This is a genomic window from Novosphingobium sp. DS6-6 (assembly GCF_057784975.1).
In genome coordinates, this window is sequence record NZ_JBYNTS010000004.1 from 37882 (window position 1) to 56105 (window position 18224).

The 18224-nt window shown below is 66.1% G+C and carries 22 protein-coding genes; 6 read left to right on the plus strand and 16 right to left on the minus strand.

Annotated features, from left to right (window positions below; all coding sequences use genetic code 11):
- The first annotated feature begins 54 nt into the window (after window positions 1-54).
- On the plus strand, window positions 55-1470 hold the full coding sequence (gene lpdA / locus AC3EDY_RS06105; protein ID WP_488571593.1) for a dihydrolipoyl dehydrogenase: 1416 nt from the start codon (window positions 55-57) through the stop codon (window positions 1468-1470).
- A gap of 76 nt (window positions 1471-1546) precedes the next feature.
- Here lpdA and AC3EDY_RS06110 read toward each other — a convergent pair whose 3' ends face one another.
- Window positions 1547-1885 (minus strand): hypothetical protein, encoded by a 339-nt coding sequence (locus AC3EDY_RS06110; RefSeq protein ID WP_488571594.1) that lies wholly within the window; start codon window positions 1883-1885, stop codon window positions 1547-1549.
- A 251-nt stretch (window positions 1886-2136) separates the two neighbouring features.
- On the opposite strand from AC3EDY_RS06110, the gene AC3EDY_RS06115 reads away from it, so the two are divergent.
- From AC3EDY_RS06115 to AC3EDY_RS06130, 4 genes are all read left to right on the plus strand, one after another.
- On the plus strand, window positions 2137-2757 hold the full coding sequence (locus AC3EDY_RS06115) for a trimeric intracellular cation channel family protein (protein ID WP_488571822.1): 621 nt from the start codon (window positions 2137-2139) through the stop codon (window positions 2755-2757).
- Window positions 2758-2796: 39 nt separating this feature from the next.
- Entirely contained in the window at window positions 2797-6210 is a 3414-nt protein-coding gene (locus AC3EDY_RS06120; protein WP_488571595.1) for a transglutaminase family protein, read from the plus strand.
- Between the two features lie 77 nt (window positions 6211-6287).
- Complete coding sequence (locus tag AC3EDY_RS06125) at window positions 6288-8726, plus strand: circularly permuted type 2 ATP-grasp protein (RefSeq protein ID WP_488571596.1); 2439 nt, start codon at window positions 6288-6290, stop codon at window positions 8724-8726.
- On the plus strand, window positions 8723-9721 hold the full coding sequence (locus AC3EDY_RS06130) for a transglutaminase family protein (protein WP_488571597.1): 999 nt from the start codon (window positions 8723-8725) through the stop codon (window positions 9719-9721). Before AC3EDY_RS06125 ends, AC3EDY_RS06130 begins: the two co-directional genes overlap by 4 nt.
- Here the strand turns inward: AC3EDY_RS06130 and leuD are convergent.
- The 5 genes from leuD to AC3EDY_RS06155 all read right to left on the minus strand — a co-directional run bounded on the left by leuD (window position 9697) and on the right by AC3EDY_RS06155 (window position 13118).
- Window positions 9697-10299, minus strand: a complete 603-nt coding sequence (leuD, locus tag AC3EDY_RS06135; protein WP_488571598.1) for a 3-isopropylmalate dehydratase small subunit — start codon at window positions 10297-10299, stop codon at window positions 9697-9699. The two genes, AC3EDY_RS06130 and leuD, sit on opposite strands and share 25 nt — an antisense overlap.
- A gap of 47 nt (window positions 10300-10346) precedes the next feature.
- Window positions 10347-10511: an isopropylmalate isomerase gene (locus tag AC3EDY_RS06140; protein WP_488571599.1), complete on the minus strand. Its 165-nt coding sequence runs from the start codon at window positions 10509-10511 to the stop codon at window positions 10347-10349.
- A gap of 57 nt (window positions 10512-10568) precedes the next feature.
- A complete protein-coding gene (locus AC3EDY_RS06145; protein WP_488571823.1) occupies window positions 10569-11069 on the minus strand; it encodes a DNA-deoxyinosine glycosylase in 501 nt (166 codons plus the stop codon).
- Window position 11070: 1 nt separating this feature from the next.
- Complete coding sequence (gene leuC, locus AC3EDY_RS06150) at window positions 11071-12507, minus strand: 3-isopropylmalate dehydratase large subunit (protein WP_488571600.1); 1437 nt, start codon at window positions 12505-12507, stop codon at window positions 11071-11073.
- A 107-nt stretch (window positions 12508-12614) separates the two neighbouring features.
- Complete coding sequence (locus AC3EDY_RS06155; RefSeq protein WP_488571601.1) at window positions 12615-13118, minus strand: hypothetical protein; 504 nt, start codon at window positions 13116-13118, stop codon at window positions 12615-12617.
- A 197-nt stretch (window positions 13119-13315) separates the two neighbouring features.
- On the opposite strand from AC3EDY_RS06155, the gene AC3EDY_RS06160 reads away from it, so the two are divergent.
- On the plus strand, window positions 13316-13831 hold the full coding sequence (locus tag AC3EDY_RS06160) for a sterol desaturase family protein (RefSeq protein ID WP_488571602.1): 516 nt from the start codon (window positions 13316-13318) through the stop codon (window positions 13829-13831).
- A 54-nt stretch (window positions 13832-13885) separates the two neighbouring features.
- Here AC3EDY_RS06160 and AC3EDY_RS06165 read toward each other — a convergent pair whose 3' ends face one another.
- Genes AC3EDY_RS06165 through AC3EDY_RS06210 form a run of 10 tightly spaced genes read right to left on the minus strand, consistent with a single transcriptional unit; the run spans window position 13886 to window position 18126 of the window.
- Window positions 13886-14683, minus strand: coding sequence for an MOSC domain-containing protein (locus AC3EDY_RS06165; RefSeq protein WP_488571603.1), 798 nt, complete (start codon window positions 14681-14683; stop codon window positions 13886-13888).
- A 49-nt stretch (window positions 14684-14732) separates the two neighbouring features.
- Complete coding sequence (locus tag AC3EDY_RS06170; protein WP_488571604.1) at window positions 14733-15083, minus strand: YbaN family protein; 351 nt, start codon at window positions 15081-15083, stop codon at window positions 14733-14735.
- A gap of 11 nt (window positions 15084-15094) precedes the next feature.
- Window positions 15095-15508 carry a SufE family protein gene (locus tag AC3EDY_RS06175; RefSeq protein ID WP_488571605.1) on the minus strand — a complete coding sequence of 138 codons (414 nt, stop codon included), beginning with the start codon at window positions 15506-15508 and terminating at the stop codon, window positions 15095-15097.
- Between the two features lie 39 nt (window positions 15509-15547).
- On the minus strand, window positions 15548-15787 hold the full coding sequence (locus AC3EDY_RS06180; protein WP_488571606.1) for a hypothetical protein: 240 nt from the start codon (window positions 15785-15787) through the stop codon (window positions 15548-15550).
- Between the two features lie 44 nt (window positions 15788-15831).
- Window positions 15832-16086 (minus strand): hypothetical protein, encoded by a 255-nt coding sequence (locus AC3EDY_RS06185; protein WP_488571607.1) that lies wholly within the window; start codon window positions 16084-16086, stop codon window positions 15832-15834.
- Window positions 16083-16388, minus strand: coding sequence for a hypothetical protein (locus AC3EDY_RS06190; RefSeq protein ID WP_488571608.1), 306 nt, complete (start codon window positions 16386-16388; stop codon window positions 16083-16085). The genes AC3EDY_RS06185 and AC3EDY_RS06190 overlap by 4 nt, the downstream gene beginning before the upstream one ends.
- 45 nt (window positions 16389-16433) lie before the next feature.
- A complete protein-coding gene (gene pspC, locus AC3EDY_RS06195; RefSeq protein ID WP_488571609.1) occupies window positions 16434-16811 on the minus strand; it encodes an envelope stress response membrane protein PspC in 378 nt (125 codons plus the stop codon).
- Window positions 16808-17110, minus strand: coding sequence for an envelope stress response membrane protein PspB (gene pspB / locus AC3EDY_RS06200; protein WP_488571610.1), 303 nt, complete (start codon window positions 17108-17110; stop codon window positions 16808-16810). Before pspB ends, pspC begins: the two co-directional genes overlap by 4 nt.
- Before the next feature lie 3 nt (window positions 17111-17113).
- A complete protein-coding gene (gene pspA, locus AC3EDY_RS06205; RefSeq protein ID WP_488571611.1) occupies window positions 17114-17929 on the minus strand; it encodes a phage shock protein PspA in 816 nt (271 codons plus the stop codon).
- The gene (locus tag AC3EDY_RS06210) at window positions 17926-18126 is read right to left on the minus strand and encodes a hypothetical protein (RefSeq protein WP_488571612.1); all 201 of its coding nucleotides are present in this window, start codon (window positions 18124-18126) and stop codon (window positions 17926-17928) included. The genes pspA and AC3EDY_RS06210 overlap by 4 nt, the downstream gene beginning before the upstream one ends.
- Between the last annotated feature and the right edge of the window lie 98 nt (window positions 18127-18224).

Sequence of the window (18224 nt, forward strand, 5' to 3'; positions counted from 1 at the left end):
ATGCGATATCGCAGCCCCCACCCCGTTGACGGGGCGCGCGAACAGGAGCCCGCTATGGCTGAATACGATTATGACGTCCTGGTGATCGGCGCTGGCCCCGGTGGCTATGTCGCGGCGATCCGCGCGGCCCAGCTCGGCCTCAAGACCGCCTGCGCCGAAGGGCGCGAAACCCTGGGCGGCACGTGCCTCAACGTCGGCTGCATTCCGTCGAAGGCGCTGCTGCACGGGTCGGAAAAGTTCGAGGAAGCGGTCAACGGTACCTTTGCCAACTATGGCATCAAGACCGGACCGGTCGAACTGGATCTGGCCGCGATGCATCAGCAGAAGCTGGATTCGGTCAAGGGCCTGACGGGTGGCATCGAATTCCTGTTCAAGAAGAACAAGGTCACCTGGCTCAAGGGCTATGCCACGTTCGAGGACGCGCACAGCGTCACCGTGGCCGGAGAGAAGGTTTCGGCAAAGCATATCGTCATCGCCACCGGTTCTTCGGTGACGCCGCTGCCGGGCGTGACGGTCGACAACGATGCCGGTGTCGTGGTGGACTCCACCGGCGCGCTGGCGCTGGCCCGGGTGCCCGACCACCTCGTGGTGATCGGCGGCGGCGTGATCGGGCTGGAGCTGGGCTCGGTCTGGCGGCGCCTGGGCGCCAAAGTCACGGTGGTCGAATATCTCGATCAGCTGCTGCCCGGCATGGACGGCGACGTGCGCAAGGAAGCGGCAAAGATCTTCAAGAAACAGGGCATGGAACTGAGGCTTTCGACCAAAGTCACCGGCGTTGCCGTGGATGGCGGCAAGGCGGTTCTGACGCTCGAACCGTCGGCTGGCGGGGACGCCGAGACTATCGAGGCGGATTGCGTGCTGGTGGCCATCGGCCGCAAGCCCAACACCGATGGCCTGGGCCTGGAAAAGATCGGGCTCGAAGTGAACAAGCGCGGCCAGATCGAGACCGACCACGATTTCCGCACCAAAATCGACGGCGTGTGGGCGATCGGCGATGTCGTTCCCGGCCCGATGCTGGCGCACAAGGCCGAGGACGAGGGCATCGCCGTTGCCGAAAACATCGCCGGCCTTACCGGCATCGTCAATCACGACGTGATTCCCGGCGTCGTCTACACGTTCCCCGAATTTGCCGGGGTGGGCCTGACTCAGGAAGCCGCGCTGGAAAAGGCGGGTGGAGACAAGTCCAAAGTCAAAGTCAGCAAATTCCCGATGCTGGCCAACAGCCGTGCCAAGACCAACCACGAGCCCGACGGCTTCGTCAAAGTGATCGCCGATGCGCAGACCGACCGGGTATTGGGCGTCTGGGCCATCGCCTCGGTTGCCGGAACGATGATTGCCGAAGCGGCCCTGGCCATGGAATTCGGCGCGACGGCCGAAGACATCGCCTATACCTGCCACGCACACCCGACCCATTCGGAAGCGCTCAAGGAAGCGGCGATGGGCATTCGGGAAAAGCCGATCCACATCTGACGAAACCGGGCCAATGCCCTCGGCCGGGACCACAGGCCCTCTTCGTTTTTGCGCGAAGGGGGCCTTGCGGTCTGCATCAGAACCCGATTTTCAGGCGCACCATCGCCGACGGGGCACTGACCCCGCCCCCCAGGGTGCGCTGCTCGGTCTCCGCCAGGGCCTTGACCCCGGGCGCCAGGATTATCTGCGCGCGGGGCCGCGCCTGGTCTGCAAATGGCCCGGCAAGCGGATGAACGCGAAACTTTTCGCGATCGACCGCGCATACCACGATCGCGCCATCGGCGGCGGGGGCGCCGCAGGCATCGGATGACGCCGCTGGCCCGACCTGCGCCAGATCGAAAGCCGGCACGGCCGCATCGGCGGGACGGACGATCGACGCGGGCGGCACATCGGCGGGCGGCACATCGGCGGGCATCGGCGCGCTCCATCTGCAACAGCCTGAAACTGGACGAACAATATGGCGCGATCGTGGCATGGAAAGCAATGCTTGCGGCCTCGTGATAGCGTCTCGTCCAAGTCCCCGGCCCATGACCGGGAACATGCGGGCGGTCCCCTGCCTCGACAGGAACGGTCAGGCGCGGCAAGACTGCGCCGATGCTGCATGCCAACCCCCTTCCCTCCGCGCTGCCGGGCGCCGTGACCCCCGCCCTGCCGGCCATCATCGGCATGGCCGATCTTGCGGGCATCGCCGTTTTCGCCCTGTCAGGCGCGTTGGTGGCGGCCCGCATGCGGCAGACACTGGTGACGATGTGCTTTTTCGCGGTGATCACCGGCGTCGGCGGCGGATCGGTGCGCGACCTGCTGATCGGCGCACCGGTGTTCTGGGTGCACGATCGCTGGGTGGCGCCGGTATGCCTGGCAACCGCCGTGCTGTGCTGGATCACGCCCCACCGCTGGTGGCGCGGCGCGGCATTGGAATGGGCCGATGCAGCAGGCCTCGGCGCCTATGCCGTACTGGGCACGGCCAAGGCGCTGGCCTTTGGCCTCGCGCCAGTACCGGCGTTCATCATGGGGGTCATCACCGGCTGCGTGGGCGGCGTTATCCGCGATTGCGTAGCCGGGCGCCCATCGATCATCATGCGCCCGGAACTCTATGTCACCGCCGCCGCCCTTGCCGCCGCGCTGTGTTCGGCCGGGCAGGCGCTGCATCTGCCCAAAGGCTGGGTCTGGGCCGTGTCGGCGCTGGCCGGCTTTGCCCTCCGCGCCGCGGCGATCCGCTGGAAACTGGCGATACCGGCCTATGGTGGGGCGGCTTTGCGGGAAGGCATGGGTGCAACCGTGGAATGACGTTGCGGTGCAGCATGAATTGGGGCAACTTGCCCCACCATGATCAAGGCGGGCCTCCATCATCTTACGCGCTATACCTATGCCAAGCCGGTGCGCCTGGGGCCGCAGGTCATCCGCCTGCGCCCGGCGGCCCATAGCCGCACGGCGGTGCCCAATTACTCGTTGAAAATCAGCCCGGCCAACCATTTCATCAACTGGCAGCAAGACCCTTACGGCAACTGGCTGGCGCGTATCGTTTTCCCCGATCCGATCGACCATTTCGAAATCACCGTCGATCTGCTGGCCGATCTGGCCGTGATCAATCCGTTCGATTTCTTCGTCGAGGAATACGCCGAAACCTATCCGTTTGCCTATGACGAGGCCTTGCAGACGGACCTGGCCGCGTGCCTGGAAACCGAAAGCCAGGGGGCGCTGTTCGAGGAACTGCTGGCCCGGTTTGCCGGGCACCGGGGGCGCACGATCGATTTTCTGGTGGCGATCAACCAGGCGGTGAATGAGCGGGTGGGTTATGTCATCCGCATGGAGCCCGGCGTGCAGTCGCCCGAGGAGACGCTCGCAGCGGGCACTGGATCGTGCCGCGATTCGGCCTGGTTGCTGGTGCATCTCCTGCGCCGGCTGGGCTTTGCCGCGCGGTTCGTCTCGGGCTATTCGATCCAACTGACCCCCGATGTCGTCGCCGTCGACGGTCCGGCCGGCGTGGCGCAGGACGTGTGCGATCTGCATGCCTGGGCGGAAGTCTATGTGCCCGGTGCGGGTTGGATCGGCCTCGATGCCACATGGGGCCTGTTCGCCGGCGAAGGGCATATCCCGCTTTGCGCGTCGCCGCATTATCGCACCGCCGCGCCGATCGAAGGCGTGGTGCTGGAACCGGTCCATTCCGATTTCCATTTCGAAATGCAGGTTTCGCGCATTGCCGAGGCAGTGCGCATCACCAAGCCCTTTACCGATGCGCGCTGGCATGCCCTCGATGCGCTGGGCGCGCGCGTCGACGCCGATCTTGCCGTCCAGGACGTGCGCCTGACGATCGGCGGCGAGCCGACTTTCGTGGCCGACGGCGATTTCGAAGCGGCGGAATGGAACAGCAGCGCCGTGGGGCCGACCAAGGCCTGGTATGCCGACCGGCTGATCCGCAAACTGCGCGATCACTTCGCCCCGGGCTCGCTGCTCCACCATGGACAGGGCAAATGGTATCCGGGCGAAAGCCTGCCGCGCTGGGGCTATTCCATCTATTGGCGCAAGGATGGCGTGCCGGTCTGGCGCGACGAAAGCCTGATTGCGGGCGATCGCCTGCCCGATCAGGCCGTTACCGCTGTCGATGCCGACGATGCCGCCCTGTTTCTGCGCGAGACCGCCACGGTGCTGGGTGTTTCGCCCGATCACGTCGCGCCGGTCTATGAAGATGCGCTGGAGTGGATGGTCCGCGAGGCGGAACTGCCTGAAAACACGCCGCCTACCGATCCCCAACTGGACGATCCCGAAATGCGGCAGCGCTTTATCCGCACGTTCCAGCGCGGGCTGACCCGACCCGTGGGCCACGTTCTGCCGATCCAGCGACAGCAACCCTGGCAGGCGCGGCGCGCTCATGCCCAGCGCCGCTGGTATTCCGAAAAATGGAAGCTGCGGCGCGGCGCGCTGTTCGCGGTGCCGGGCGACAGCGCGCTGGGTTATCGCCTGCCGCTCAATTCGCTGCCCCATGTTCCGCCGGCAGCCTATCCCTATATCCACCCGCGCGACACGGCCGAGCCGCGTGAGCCGCTGGCCGATTTTCGTACCCAAGCCATCGAGCGGGCCGTGCAAACGCGCGATGCCCTGATCCAGGGCGCGCTTTCGGCCGAAGACCGCAACCGCGAGGCGCGTGCCCAGGGGCACGATCGGCATAGCGCCGATCCGGCGCGGCAACGCCGCGTGGAACAGACCATCGCTATCGAAGGGGCGGTGCGCACGGCGATCACGGTCGAGCCCAAGGACGATCACCTGTGCGTGTTCATTCCCCCGGTAGAAGCGCTGGAAGACTATCTCGATCTTATCGCCAGCATCGAGGCGGTGGCCGAGGAAACGCGCCTGCCGGTGCGCATCGAAGGCTATCCGCCACCGCCCGATCCACGGCTGATGGTGCTGAAAGTCACGCCCGATCCGGGCGTGATCGAAGTGAACATCCAGCCGGCTGCGTCCTGGGCGGAATCGGTCGATATCACCGAAACGCTGTATCGCTGCGCGCGCGAAGTGGGGCTGACGGCCGACAAGTTCATGGTCGATGGCCGTGCCATCGGCACTGGCGGCGGCAATCACATCGTGCTGGGAGGCCCCAGCCTGCTTGACAGCCCGTTCGTCCGTCGGCCCGACCTGCTGAAATCCTTCGTCATCTACTGGCAGCGGCATCCCAGCCTGTCCTATCTGTTTTCAGGGCTGTTCATCGGCCCCACCTGTCAGGCCCCGCGCATCGACGAGGCGCGCCACGACGGGCTTTACGAGCTGGAGATCGCTCTGGCCCAAGTGCCTGGTCCCGATCAGCCACAGCCGCTGGCCTGGGTGGCCGACCGCCTGTTCCGGAATCTGCTGGTCGATGTGACGGGCAATACCCACCGCACCGAAATCTGTATCGACAAGCTGTTTTCGCCCGATGGCCCCACCGGGCGACTCGGCCTTGTCGAATTTCGCGGTTTCGAAATGCCGCCCGACGCGCGCATGTCGCTGGCCCAGCAGTTGCTGCTGCGGGCGCTGTGTGCCTGGTTCTGGCGCGAACCGGTGGACGGGCCGCTCGTGCGCTGGGGCACGCAGTTGCACGACAGATTCATGCTGCCCCACTTCGTCTGGGCCGATTTCCTCGATGTGCTGGCTGACCTGCGGGGCGCCGGCTACGATTTCGATCCGGTTTGGTTCGAAGCGCAGCGCCAGTTCCGCTTTCCCGTCCACGGCAGCGTCGAGGGCGGAGGCGTTCATCTGGAAGTGAGCCATGCGCTGGAACCCTGGAACGTGCTGGGCGAAACCGGGGCAATCGGCGGCACGGTGCGTTATGTCGACAGTTCCACCGAGCGGCTTCAGGTGCGCGCCACCGGTTTGGTGCCGGGGCGACACCTGATCACCTGCAACGGCCGCCGCGTGCCCTTGAGCGCCACCGGCACGCCCGGCGAAGCCGTTGGCGGCGTGCGCTACAAGGCATGGTCGCCGGCCAATTGCCTGCATCCGATGATGCCGCCGCATGCACCGCTCACGTTTGACATCTTCGATAGCTGGAATCAGCGTTCGCTGGGGGGCTGCGTTTATCATGTGGCCCATCCGGGAGGGCGCAGTTACGATTCCGTACCGGTCAACGGCTATGAAGCGCAGGCGCGGCGCCGGGCGCGGTTCCAGGACCATGGCCATTCGCCCGGCGTCCTGCCGGTGCCGCCGGTGGAAATGCCAGGGGAATTCCCGATGACGCTCGATCTGCGCCGCCCTGCCGGGCTGGTCTGACTACGGTGGCGACCCTGCGCGAATCCGCGTTGCCAGGATCCCGGACAGGTCGCGCAGCAGGCCTGGGCACCTACCCGGTGGATGTGGGGGCGGGCGATCTCTATCGTGACGCGGCGCCCGATGTCGCCCCCGCATGGCAGCAGGCCGCGCGAGCCCTGATGGCCCTGCGCGAAGAGGCCGGCGTCGGCGTGCAGGAACTTGTCGCCCGCCAGATTCTGGACCTGGGCATGTCGTTCCGCCTGACCGGCGAAGACGAAGAGCGCGACTGGCCTTTGTCTCCCATGCCGCTGATCGTGGGCGCGCAGGAATGGGCCGAGGTGGAACGCGGCCTGGTCCAGCGTGCGCGACTGCTCGAAGCGGTGGCCAACGACATCTATGGCGAAGGACGCCTGGTGGCCGATGGCCACCTGCCCGCCGCACTGATTGCCGGCAGCCGGTATTTCGCGCGCTCCATGGTGGGCGTGGCGCCGCGTGGCGGGCAGCACATCCATGTCTATGCTGTGGATCTGGCGCGCGGCCCCCGCGGGCACTGGCGGGTACTGGGCGATCGGTTGCGGCTGGCCAACGGCATCGGCTATGCCCTGGAAAACCGGCTGGCGCTGTCGCGCGTGACCGGCAGCCTGCTGACCGACATGCGCGCGCGGCGCGTGGCCCAGTTCTTTTCCGATCTGCGCGGCGGCATGGCCCGTGAATGCCAGCGCGAGAACCCGCGCATTGCGCTGCTTACCCCGGGGCGCTTCAACCAGTCCTATCCCGAACAGGCACACCTCGCGCGATACCTGGGCTTTCCCCTGGTGGAAGGACGCGATCTGACCGTCAGCGACGACCGCGTCTATGTGCGGACCATTGCCGGGCCCAAGCGGGTGGACGCGCTGTGGCGCTGGATCGATACCAATGCACTCGATCCTCTGCGCTTCGACGCGCGCTCTGCAATCGGCGTGCCCGACCTGTTCGAAGCGCTGACGCACGGGACCGTGGCACTGGCCAACTGGCCTGGTGCCGAAGTGCTGGAGGCGCCCGCCTTCGCTGCGTTCATGCCGCGCCTGTTTTCCATCCTGCTGGGCGAAGAGCCGATCCTGCCCAACGTCGCCACCTGGTGGTGCGGCCAACCGCGCGAGGCGCAAGACGTGATCGCCCGGCTGGACCAGTTGATGATCACCCCGGCGTTCGGTGCGGGGGTGGAAAGTCTGCCACAGAGCCGCCCGGTGGCGGCGCGCAGCCTCGATGCGGCGGCACGGCGCGCGTTGATCGCCGCGATCGAACGACGACCGGTGGATTACTGCGGGCAGGAAATCGTTGCCCTTTCCACCGCCCCGGCCCTGATCGACGAAGCGTTCGTGCCGTGCGCCTTTACCGTGCGCGCCTTTGTCGCCCGCGACGCGGCCGGCGAATGGACAGTCATGCCCGGCGGCTTTGCCCGGCTGTCCTCGTCCGGAGAAATGGGCACGACGATGATGGGCGAGGGCGACATTTCCGCCGATGTCTGCATCGTGGATACCGGGGCTGACGCCGCGGCGGCCAACACCGCCCCTTCGCCACTGGCCATTTCGCCGGCGGTGCGACGGGGTGGTGGCATTCTGGCCAGCCAGGCCGCCGACAATCTGTTCTGGTTCGGCCGCTACATGGAACGGGCGGAAACCACTGTAAGGGTGATCCGCGCGGTGCTGGGCAGTTCGATCGAGGTGGACGCCGCGGCCGGGCACAACCCCGATGTGATCGCCCGCCTGCTCGACCTGATGGTGCGCTGGGGTGCCCTTTCGCGCGACGATGCAACGCTGCCGGTGCCGCAAGCCTGCCGCGCCGCGCTTTCGGACACAGGGATGAACGGGTCGGTGAGCGCGCTGTTTGCGGCGATCAGGGCCACGGCCCTGACGTTGCGCGATCGTTTTACCACCGATTTCTGGCGCATTGCCAGCCGGCCCTTGCCAGCCATGGATGGCTACCGCCCCGGCGTGCTGCTGCGCGCCGCGCGCGAACTGGTGGAACGGCTTTCGGCGCTTTCCGGCCTGCTGGCCGAAAATTTCACGCTGGGCCCGTCGCGCCATTTCCTCGACATGGGCCGGCGCCTGGAACGCGCCGTGGCGCTGTGCCAGACATTGCGGGCGCTGGCCGCTGAAATCGAAACGCCCGAAGCGCTGGGCGTGCTGCTCGATCTGTCCGACAGCCAGATCACCTATCGCGCGCGTTATCTTGCCGCGCCGAGTACGGCGCCGGTGCTCGATCTGCTGCTGCTCGATCCGGCCAACCCGCGCTCGCTGGCTTTTCAGGCCCGGGCATTGGTCGGCCATATCGAGGCCCTGCCGTCGCTCGACGAAGACAACCTGCCCGAAGCCGCGCTGCTGGAAGCGCGGGCAATTCTGGCGCCGCTGTCCAGCCTGCCGGTGGCGGCGTGGAACCTGGCGCGCCTGGCCGAAGTGGAACAGCGGCTGCTGACGCTTTCCGATACGATCTCAACGCGCTATTTCCTGCAATTCGAACGGCCGGACAACCCGGCCAACGGCAGCCTGCTCGCGTGATCTACGATATCCGCCACAAGACCTGCGTGGATTATGCCGGGCCGGTGCGGCTGGCGCGGTTCAACCTGCGCTTGCGCCCGGCCGCATGGCCCACGCAAACGGTCACGGATTTTCGCCTGACGATCGCCCCGGTGCCATGGACCATCGAAGAGGAAGCCGGCCCCTTTCTGGTGAACCGCAGCCGCCTGTTCATTCGCGAGCCGCTCGATTCCCTGGTGGTGGAAAGCACGTTTCGAGTCGAAGTGACACCCCGGGCCGTCGATCCGGCGCAGACCGGAACGCCCAGCGTGGCCGAGATCGGCGCCCGCGCCGCCGCTCACCGCGATCTTTCCGCCCTCGGGCCGGCCAGCTATATCTATCCATCGGCCATGACGCCGCTTTCACCCGAAATCGTGGGATGGGCCGGGGGCATCCTGGCGGGCAAGCGCAGCGTGATGGAGGCCGGGCTGGCACTGATGCATGCCATCCACGATGAATTCAGCTACGACGGCAGCGCCACCACGACAGAGACGTCGCCAGCCGAAGCCTTTCGCGCACGGCACGGCGTGTGCCAGGATTTTGCCCACGTCATGATCGTGGCGGCACGCGGGCATGGGCTGCCGGCGGCCTACGTCAGCGGCTATCTGCGCACCTTGCCCCCGCCGGGCCAGCCCCGCCTCATCGGTGCCGATGCCACGCACGCCTGGGCGGCGCTATGGTGCGGCGACGAACTGGGCTGGGTCGGCTTTGACCCGACCAACGGCATGCTGACCTCGTGCGATCACGTCTTTACCGGGATGGGTCGCGATTATGCCGACGTAGCGCCGATGGACGGTGTCTTTCACGGCGGAGGCGGGCAGGCCCTGCGCGTTTCGGTAGACGTTGCGCCGGTAAATAGGGCACTGGTAAACGGGGCACTGGTAAACGGGGCGCCGATGGACGAGGCGCCGATGGACGAGGCGCCGATGGACGAGGCGCCGTTGGACAGCCTTCAGGCTGTGAGACTGATGCCCTGAGCCAGAAACGGGCGCGCGTTGGCCACTTGCGCTTCGAATGCGCCGATAGCCTCGTCACGCGCCAGAGTCAGACCTACTTCATCGAGGCCGTTGAGCAGGCAATGCTTGCGGAATGCATCGATTTCGAACGCAAAGCGATCCTGAAACGGCGTGGTGACCGTCTGTGCTTCAAGGTCGATCGCGATCGGATCGGTCTGCGCCACGTCCAGCAGGCGGTTGAGCTGTTCCTGCGGCATCACCACCGTCAGGATGCCGTTCTTGAAAGCGTTGCCGGAAAAGATGTCGGAAAAGGACGGGGCGATGACTGCCTTGATCCCCAGATCGAGCAAGGCCCACGCGGCATGCTCGCGGCTGGACCCGCAGCCAAAGTTTTCGCCCGCGATGAGAATGGGCGCGCCTTTGAACGGCGGGCTGTCGAACATGTTGTCCGGGTCTTCGCGCAGCGATTCGAACGCACCCCTGCCCAGCCCCTGTCGGCTGATCGTCTTCAGCCATTTGGCTGGAACGATCACGTCGGTATCGATGTTCTTGCGGCCGAACGGAATGGCGCGGCCTTCGATGCGGTTTACCGGTTCCATGGCTCCGCTATAACCACCGCCGTGCGCCGCGCAACGCGGAAAAATCCTCAGTCCGTCTCGGGCGTATCGCCAAGCGGCGATTCCCTGGTCTCCCGCTGCGCCCGCTCCTTGCGCCGGCTGGTATAGAGCAGCGCCGCTGCCAGCGCAGCCGAACCGACGGCCGCGGCCCCTGCCAGGACGGCCGTTCCGGCCCAGTTTTCCTTCTTGGACACGCTTTCCTCCTTTTCATGGGATGCAAGAATTGGCCCGGTCGCCGCGCAATGCAACGCTCAATCGAGGAATTTCCGCAGACAATTCCACCCGTGCTGTTTTTCCGCCAGCGTAACCGTGCAGTAAGCAGGGCTGCTTGACGGCAGTTGAACACACGAAACGTGAGGCAGATCCGCCATTTGCGCGCGGCCGTGGTGCGCCGCCTTCGCACCGTTGAACGCGACCGCGCGCAAAGCCGGCAAGGTCGCGGCAAGACCTCTCAGGGGAGCGGGAGCAACAGCGCGGATCGCAGCGTCAAGGCTGCCCCGGCGTGTCGCGCTGGCGATCGTGTCCCACAGGCCGATCCCTGCGGCGAGCAGCGCGGCCAACCGCTGCGAATAGTCAAGGCCGACAAGATCGCAACCGATCACGCCCCCGGCCAGCCGCCAGAACTGGTTGGCCGGGTGCGCATAGTAGCGGCCCGCGGCCAGCGAGGCTTCACCCGGCAGGCTGCCGCACAGCAGAACCCGGGTCCGCGCATCGACGACCGGGGCAAACGCGGATTTGCGCGGCGCGGCCAGGTCAGACCAGCTCGCGCACGTCGGTTAGGCGGCCGGTGACAGCGGCAGCGGCGGCCATGGCCGGGCTGACCAAATGGGTGCGTGCGCCGGGGCCCTGGCGGCCGACGAAATTGCGGTTCGAGGTGGACGCGCAGCGCTCGCCCGCCGGTACCTTGTCAGGATTCATGCCGAGGCAGGCCGAACAGCCCGGCTCGCGCCATTCAAGGCCAGCGTCCCTGAAAATCACGTCGAGCCCCTCGGCCTCGGCCATGGCCTTGACCAGGCCGGAACCGGGAACGACGATCGCCCAGCGCACGTTGTCGGCCTTCCTGCGCCCTTTGAGGATCGCGGCGGCGGCGCGCAGATCCTCGATGCGGCTGTTGGTGCAACTACCGATGAACACGTTCTGGATTTCGACCGAAGCAAGCGCCGTGCCTGGCTCCAGCCCCATATACTCCAGCGATTTGCGTGCAGCATCCTGTTTCGCCGGATCGGCGAAGTTTTCAGGCGCGGGCACGGTGGCCGTGATCGGCAGGACGTCTTCCGGGCTGGTCCCCCAGGTTACCGAGGGCGCAATATCGGCGGCGTCGATCACCACCACCTTGTCATACCGCGCGTCGGCGTCGGTCGGCAGGCTTTTCCACCAGGCCAGCGCTTTCTCCCAATCCGCGCCTTTGGGGGCGAGGGGGCGGCCCTTGACATAGGCAAAGGTCTTTTCGTCCGGCGCGATCAGCCCGGCGCGGGCGCCATGTTCGATCGCCATGTTGGAAACCGTCAAGCGTCCCTCTATCGACAGATCGCGGATGACCGAACCGGTATATTCGATGACATAGCCGGTGCCGCCGGCAGCGCCCAGCACGCCGGTGATGTGCAACACCACGTCCTTGGCCGAAACGCCCGGTGCAAGCGTGCCTTCCACGCGCACTTCCATGGTCTTGCTGCGCTTGAGCAACAGGGTTTGGGTGGCCAGAACGTGTTCCACTTCCGACGTGCCGATGCCGAAGGCCAGCGCCCCCAGCCCGCCATGGCTGGCCGTGTGGCTGTCGCCGCAAACGATCGTGGCGCCGGGCAGGGAAAAGCCCTGTTCGGGCCCCACCACATGGACGATGCCCTGGGCCGCGTCGGCATCGCCGATATAACGGATGCCGAACGCAGGGGCATTGCGTTCCAGCGCGGCAAGCTGCTGCGCGCTTTCGGGGTCGGCGATGGGAATGCGCTGCCCTTGTGCATCGCGGCGCGGCGTGGTGGGCAGGTTGTGATCGGGAACGGCCAATGTCAGATCGGGGCGGCGCACTTTGCGCCCGGCCAGGCGCAACGCTTCGAAAGCCTGCGGGCTCGTCACTTCATGCACGAGGTGGCGGTCGATATAGACGAGGCTGGTGCCATCTTCGCGGTTTTCCACCACGTGGGCGTCCCAGATTTTTTCGTAAAGCGTCTTGCCGGTGCGGGTGCTGGTCATGGTTGTGGGGGTTAAGCATCACCCCGGCGCTTTTCAAGCACGAAACGGCACGAATGGCCGGGGCAATGCCTTGTCATCGCCGCCGGGCCAAGCCCGGCGGCATCGGCTTACCAGCCGTCGCGATCCCAGTCCGCGCGTTCGAGGCGCAGTTGCTGATGGATCTGGTTCACACGGCCGGCCAGCCACCGCACCTCGCCACGGTTGAGGCCGTTGCGCGAATAGGCGCGATACTGGCGCTGGACCCCCATGGCCTGGCGGCGAAGCACAGCACCTTCGCGCGGCGAAATGGTGCCGTTACGCTGCGCCCGGTTGATAGCGAAACGCAGTTGGCCGATGTCTTGCTGGATTGCGGCGCTGCGCCGGGGCGTCATCCACGCGCCACCAGGACCACCATAGCCGCCATTGCCCCAGCCAACCGCGCCCGGCGGGGGCGGCGGGGGAACCGGCTGCGCGCCCGGAGGCGGAGGCGGCGGCAAGGCCTGCCCCGGGATAGGAGGCGGGTATCCCTGGCCCGAGACGGGCGGTGGCGGCGGCGGATAACCTTGGGCCAGCGCCGGGGCGGCAAAGCCGACCGTTGCTGGAATCAGGGCGGCGATAATAAGCTTTTTCACAGCTTGCACTCCTGTTCTTTCAATCAAAGCCGCCGGCGAAAGGCGGCTGACAACTCAATGTCTCGCAAAGCGACGCTGAACCTAACGCGATCAGGCCGTTCGGGTTTCAGCAAGGCTGTACGACAGCGCTGCCCCGTAACAAGGCTGCCCGATAAAACGCGTCGCGCTGCAGGCCCGGGGGCGTTATAGGCACGCACATGGATACCCTGCTTGCCATCGCCATCGTGCTGGCCGCCGCCGCCGCGATGGAATTCGTCGCCTGGGCCAGCCACAAGTATGTCATGCACGGCTTCGGCTGGGCCTGGCACCGCGACCATCACGAACCGCACGACCGGTTCCTTGAAAGGAACGATCTCTATGCTGTCGTCGGCGCGGCCGTCTCGATCGCGATGTTCGCGCTGGGCAGCCCGCTGGTCATGGGTGCCCGCGCCTGGTGGCCGGGCACATGGATCGGCCTTGGCGTGCTGGTCTACGGCGTGATCTATACGCTGATTCACGATGGCCTGGTGCACCAGCGCTGGTTTCGCTGGGTGCCCAAGCGCGGCTATGCCAAGCGCCTGGTCCAGGCGCACAAGCTGCATCACGCCACGATCGGCAAGGAAGGCGGCGTCAGCTTCGGCTTCGTGATCGCGCGCGATCCGGCCGTACTGAAACGGGAACTCAAGGCCCAGCGCGCCGCAGGCATTGCCGTGCTGCGCGAGGCGGTGGATTGATCTTGCGCCGACCGATCTTGCGGGGACTGATCTTACGGGAACTGCTTTACAGGGTCACCCGGCCTCTACCAGATCGCCAACGGCTATCTCGCCTGCGCCATCGGGAATGGCATTCATGCCGAAGATCGGGCCACGCTTCCACACGCGACCCATTGCCCGCAGCGTGGTCAACGGTTCATGATCGTGTCCTTTGCCGGTATCCGGATCCTGGGTGGTGATCACGCAGCGGACGCAGGGCTTGACCAGGCGCAGAGTGAGGCTGCCGATACGCAGGCTGGTCCAGCCGTCTTCAGCAAAGGCGGCCGGCGCGCCCGACAGCACCACGTTGGGCCGGAAGCGTGCCATGGCGATCGGTGCGGGCAGGCGTGCATTGAGCGCGACGAGCGATTCCTCGGTCGTGACCAGCACTGGATAGCTATCGGCAAAGCCCACCATATCGCCAGGTTGCGCATAGCCAGGGTCCACCGGCCGCGCCGCGCCCTCTCCCATGTGGACCAGATGAACGGGGCGCGCGAACCGGGCGGAAAACCAGGCATCGGCTTCGTCACCCGCGGGCGTTGCCACAACGCTGTCTCCCCAGATTTTCACCCTGTCCCGTTCGCGGCTTTGCGGCACGGCAACGGCAAGCGGCGGCGCTTCGGCATGGTGCAGCACGATGCCGCCATCGGCCAGCGGCTCTGCCCGCACCAGCGCCATGGCCGGCAATTCGCGGCGAGTGAGAAAGCGGCCCTGCGGCGTTACCATCATCCACCGCCGGTCACCGGCTAGGCCTTCGCGCGTCATCATTGCGCGATCCAGCGCCTGCCCGCCCATGGACTTGACCGGATAGCGGAACAGGCCGCTGACTTTCATGGCCATACTGCCCGCCGTTGCACGCCGCCCCTGTTCACGCTGCCTTTCGTCATTCCGCCCGAGTCCAGATCCATGTGCCGCTCAGCACCATGACCGCGGCGGGGATAAGCAGCCAGGGCCAGCCAGCAGTCAGGGCGGTGATCGCCACGCTGGTGGCCATGGCCACCAACGCCGCCCTTTTCGCGCGGCGCGAAATGGCGCGGCGGCTGCGCCATGCCTGCAAGGGCGGGCCCCAGCGCGGATGATCGAGCAGGCGCCGCTCCCATACCGGATTGCCGCGGGCGAAGCAGAAAATCGCCAGCAGCAGAAACGGCACCGTGGGCAAAAGCGGCAGGAATGCCCCCACTGCGCCCAGTCCGACGAAGAACAGACCGGCGCCCGTCCAGAGATGGCGGCGCACCACGATCCGGTTCAGCCCGCCGCCGCAAGCCGCGCCGCATGGTTTTGCACCAGCGCGATCATGTTGGGCAGGCCCTGCGTGCGATTGGACGAAAGCTGGTTCTTGAGGTTGAACGGGGCCAGCGCCTGGGCAATGTCCATGTCCGCCACTTGCGCGGCAGGCCGATCCTGCACCGCCGCCAGGACCAGGGCGATAATGCCCTTGGTGATCGCCGCGTTGCTGTCGGCCAGGAAATGGAGAAGACCGTCGTTTGCCGCGGTCGGATAGACCCATACCGCCGCCGAGCAGCCGCGCACCAGCGTGGCGTCGGTCTTCAAGGCATCGGGCATCGGTTCCAGTTCGCGGCCCAGTTCGATCAGCAGGCGATAGCGTTCGTCGCCATCGCTGAACTCGTACTCCTCGAGAATGTCGGAAAGCGTGCGCATGAACCGGCCTTAAAGCCGGATGGCCCGCCTCTCAAGCCCTCAAGACTCGCGCAGAGCCTCGATTTCGCGGGCCAGATCGGTCCGGCCGCGCTGGTCCGTCACGATACGCTCCAACACCTCGACCCGCTGGCGCAGGGCGGCCACCTCGCGTGCAAGCGCAGCCGCGTACACGTCGTCCGTTGCGGTAAACTGCGCCTGTTCAACGCTGTGGCGCCGATGGCGCAGGCTGGCCCAGGCCAGGATTGCGACGATGGCAACGAGGGTAGCTCCAAAGCTCACGGAAACGTCTTCCTTTGGCTGATCGGCAAGGTCATGCCAGGTGGTCAGTCGAACTGGGCGAAGGCCGAGGGTTCGCGGCCCTGCACCATGCCTTCCAGCACGCGCACGCGCTGTTCCAGCCGGGCGGTTTGCGCGGCATATTGCGCGGCCTGTTCGGCCGTGGCGCGGGTGACGGCAATGATTTCCCGTTCCCGCTGGTCCATCCGGCGCGACCAGGCTTGCGCCGCGATCACCAGGCCGACCAGCAAGGTGGCCAGGGTGGCGAAGGCCAGGAGGACGATGGCCCCGGCGGCCGTCATTGCAGCTTGTCCGAAACCGGCGCGCGGGCCGCGCCATCATGCTGGCCGCCTTCGATGCGGTTGACATCGCGCAGCGCCTCGATCTGGAGCGCTACGTCATAGCCGCCATCGGTGACGATGCGTTCCAGCACCCGCACGCGGTCTTCCAGCGCCTGGTTCTGCACGGCATACTGTGCAGCCTTTTCTGCCGTGGCGTTGGCCTGGATTTCCGCCATCCGCCGGCTGTGCCTGGTCCAGATCGCAAGGCCTGCGATCATGAACGGGGCAAGCGGGATAAGCAAGGCAAGTGTTCCGTGATCCATGGCAGCAGTCCCCTTCGAAGTGCCGGGATGGAATAGGATGGAGGTTTAGCGCAGGCTTTCGATTTCCTGGGCAAGGCGCGGGTTGCTGGAGACGTAGAAGTGTTCGACCTCGGCCAGGCGGCGGTCGATGTCGCGCAGGCTGGCCCGCACTTCGCGCGCCGAACGGGACGGCGATTGGCGCACGCCCTGCCAAAATTTCTGTTCCTGCCGGTCGACATAGAGTTCGGCGGGCTTCTTGCTGGCGAGGAAGCCCAGCGCGAAATAGACGACAGGCAGGAAGCCCAGGCCGCACAACGTGCCGACAACGAGTGCCAGACGAACCCACAGGACGTCGACCCCGGTGTAATCGGCAATGCCGGCGCAAACCCCCATCAGCTTGCCGTTGGCCTTGTCGCGGTAAAAGCGGGTACGGGCGGCGGTCATTTCAAAGTCCCCTTGGTCTCTGCCATCAGCCGGTCGAGTTCGGAAAGATCGGCCTGGTGGCCAGCGCGCTGCTCGCCCAGCCGGGCGGGACGGAATTGCGGGTTTTCCGCGGCCACCAGGCGCTCGACGGTGTCCATCCGCTCTTCCAGGCGGCGGGCGATGCGATAGAGTTCATCGAGCAACTGCTCGTCACCGCTGGTCAGCGTGGCGGCCGTCTTCCACTTCGTTATATAGTGCAGCACGATCCACGGAAGACCGATGAACAGCGTGATCAGGGCAACAAACGGCACCAGGTCCATGGTTCAGCCCTCCTTGCCCATGGCCCGCTTCATGGCGGCCAGTTCCTCGTCGATCTTGTCCTGCCCCGCCAGCGCGGCGATCTCGTCGGCCAGGCTGGGCGGCCCGCTTTCGGCAATGCTCAGCGCATCGGCACGGCCTTCGGCATAATCGACGCGGCGCTCAAGCTGGTCGAACCGGGTCAACGCATCGTCTACCCGCTCGCTGGTCATCAGGCTGCGCAGGCGCACGCGGTTTTCCGCGCTTTCCAGGCGGGCGGCAATCGCGGTCTGACGGCTGCGTGCCTCGCGCAGGCGGGTCTGCAGCTTGTCGATGTCCTGCTCGTAAGCCCGCATCGAATCGTCGAGCACCGCCACTTCACCGCGCAATTGCTCGGCCATGTCGGCCGCCTTCTTGCGCTCGACCAGCGCCGCGCGGGCCAGGTCCTCGCGGTCTTTCGACAAGGCCAGTTGCGCTTTTTCCGCCCAATCGGCCTGGAGCCGATCGAGCTTGGCGACATGGCGCAGCATTTCCTTCTGATCGGCAATGGTGCGCGCGGCCGACGCGCGGACTTCGACCAGCGTCTCTTCCATTTCCATGATGATCATGCGGATCATCTTGGCCGGATCGTCGGCCTTGTCCAACAGGTCGTTGAAATTGGCGGCGATAATGTCCCTCGTGCGGGAAAAGATGCCCATCAGGTTTGCTCCGTTGAGAAAAGGCCGCGCGGCGTTGCTGTCGTTCTGGCCGCCGCCGGGCGAAGGGTGCGATCGGGCGACGCGCAATGCCTCGTCGAAACGGGTCGCGCCACGGCCGGGTACGGGTTCGAGAATGGAATTCATGCCAGGCCGCCAGTGATCGCGGAAGCCGAAGCATTCACCCCGGCATGGCCCGCGAATGCAGCATGTGCCGCCAGGGCAGCGCCGGGAAATTCCGGCATGTGGCGCGCGAGCATCACCGCATTCATCGCCAACATCGCGGCAATGCTGACCAGGGCGGCGCGGCCAAGACGGGTGGAAAGGAACGGGGCGGTATGCATGAAAGGCACTCCAGAAGCTGTTGCCCCTTTATCAGCAAACGCCATGCCAAACCGCAAAAATGGCGACTCCGCGCAGGTTTCGCTGAAAATCGCCGGTT

Coding starts and splice junctions, on each gene's coding strand:
- lpdA (WP_488571593.1), top strand. CDS start 55: ATGGCTGAATACGATTATGACGTCCTGGTGATCGGCGCTGGCCCCGGT.
- AC3EDY_RS06110 (WP_488571594.1), bottom strand. CDS start 1,885: ATGCCCGCCGATGTGCCGCCCGCCGATGTGCCGCCCGCGTCGATCGTC.
- AC3EDY_RS06115 (WP_488571822.1), top strand. CDS start 2,137: ATGGCCGATCTTGCGGGCATCGCCGTTTTCGCCCTGTCAGGCGCGTTG.
- AC3EDY_RS06120 (WP_488571595.1), top strand. CDS start 2,797: ATGATCAAGGCGGGCCTCCATCATCTTACGCGCTATACCTATGCCAAG.
- leuD (WP_488571598.1), bottom strand. CDS start 10,299: ATGGAACCGGTAAACCGCATCGAAGGCCGCGCCATTCCGTTCGGCCGC.
- leuC (WP_488571600.1), bottom strand. CDS start 12,507: ATGACCAGCACCCGCACCGGCAAGACGCTTTACGAAAAAATCTGGGAC.
- AC3EDY_RS06160 (WP_488571602.1), top strand. CDS start 13,316: ATGGATACCCTGCTTGCCATCGCCATCGTGCTGGCCGCCGCCGCCGCG.
- AC3EDY_RS06165 (WP_488571603.1), bottom strand. CDS start 14,683: ATGAAAGTCAGCGGCCTGTTCCGCTATCCGGTCAAGTCCATGGGCGGG.
- AC3EDY_RS06175 (WP_488571605.1), bottom strand. CDS start 15,508: ATGCGCACGCTTTCCGACATTCTCGAGGAGTACGAGTTCAGCGATGGC.
- AC3EDY_RS06185 (WP_488571607.1), bottom strand. CDS start 16,086: ATGACGGCCGCCGGGGCCATCGTCCTCCTGGCCTTCGCCACCCTGGCC.
- AC3EDY_RS06190 (WP_488571608.1), bottom strand. CDS start 16,388: ATGGATCACGGAACACTTGCCTTGCTTATCCCGCTTGCCCCGTTCATG.
- pspC (WP_488571609.1), bottom strand. CDS start 16,811: ATGACCGCCGCCCGTACCCGCTTTTACCGCGACAAGGCCAACGGCAAG.
- pspB (WP_488571610.1), bottom strand. CDS start 17,110: ATGGACCTGGTGCCGTTTGTTGCCCTGATCACGCTGTTCATCGGTCTT.
- pspA (WP_488571611.1), bottom strand. CDS start 17,929: ATGAATTCCATTCTCGAACCCGTACCCGGCCGTGGCGCGACCCGTTTC.
- AC3EDY_RS06210 (WP_488571612.1), bottom strand. CDS start 18,126: ATGCATACCGCCCCGTTCCTTTCCACCCGTCTTGGCCGCGCCGCCCTG.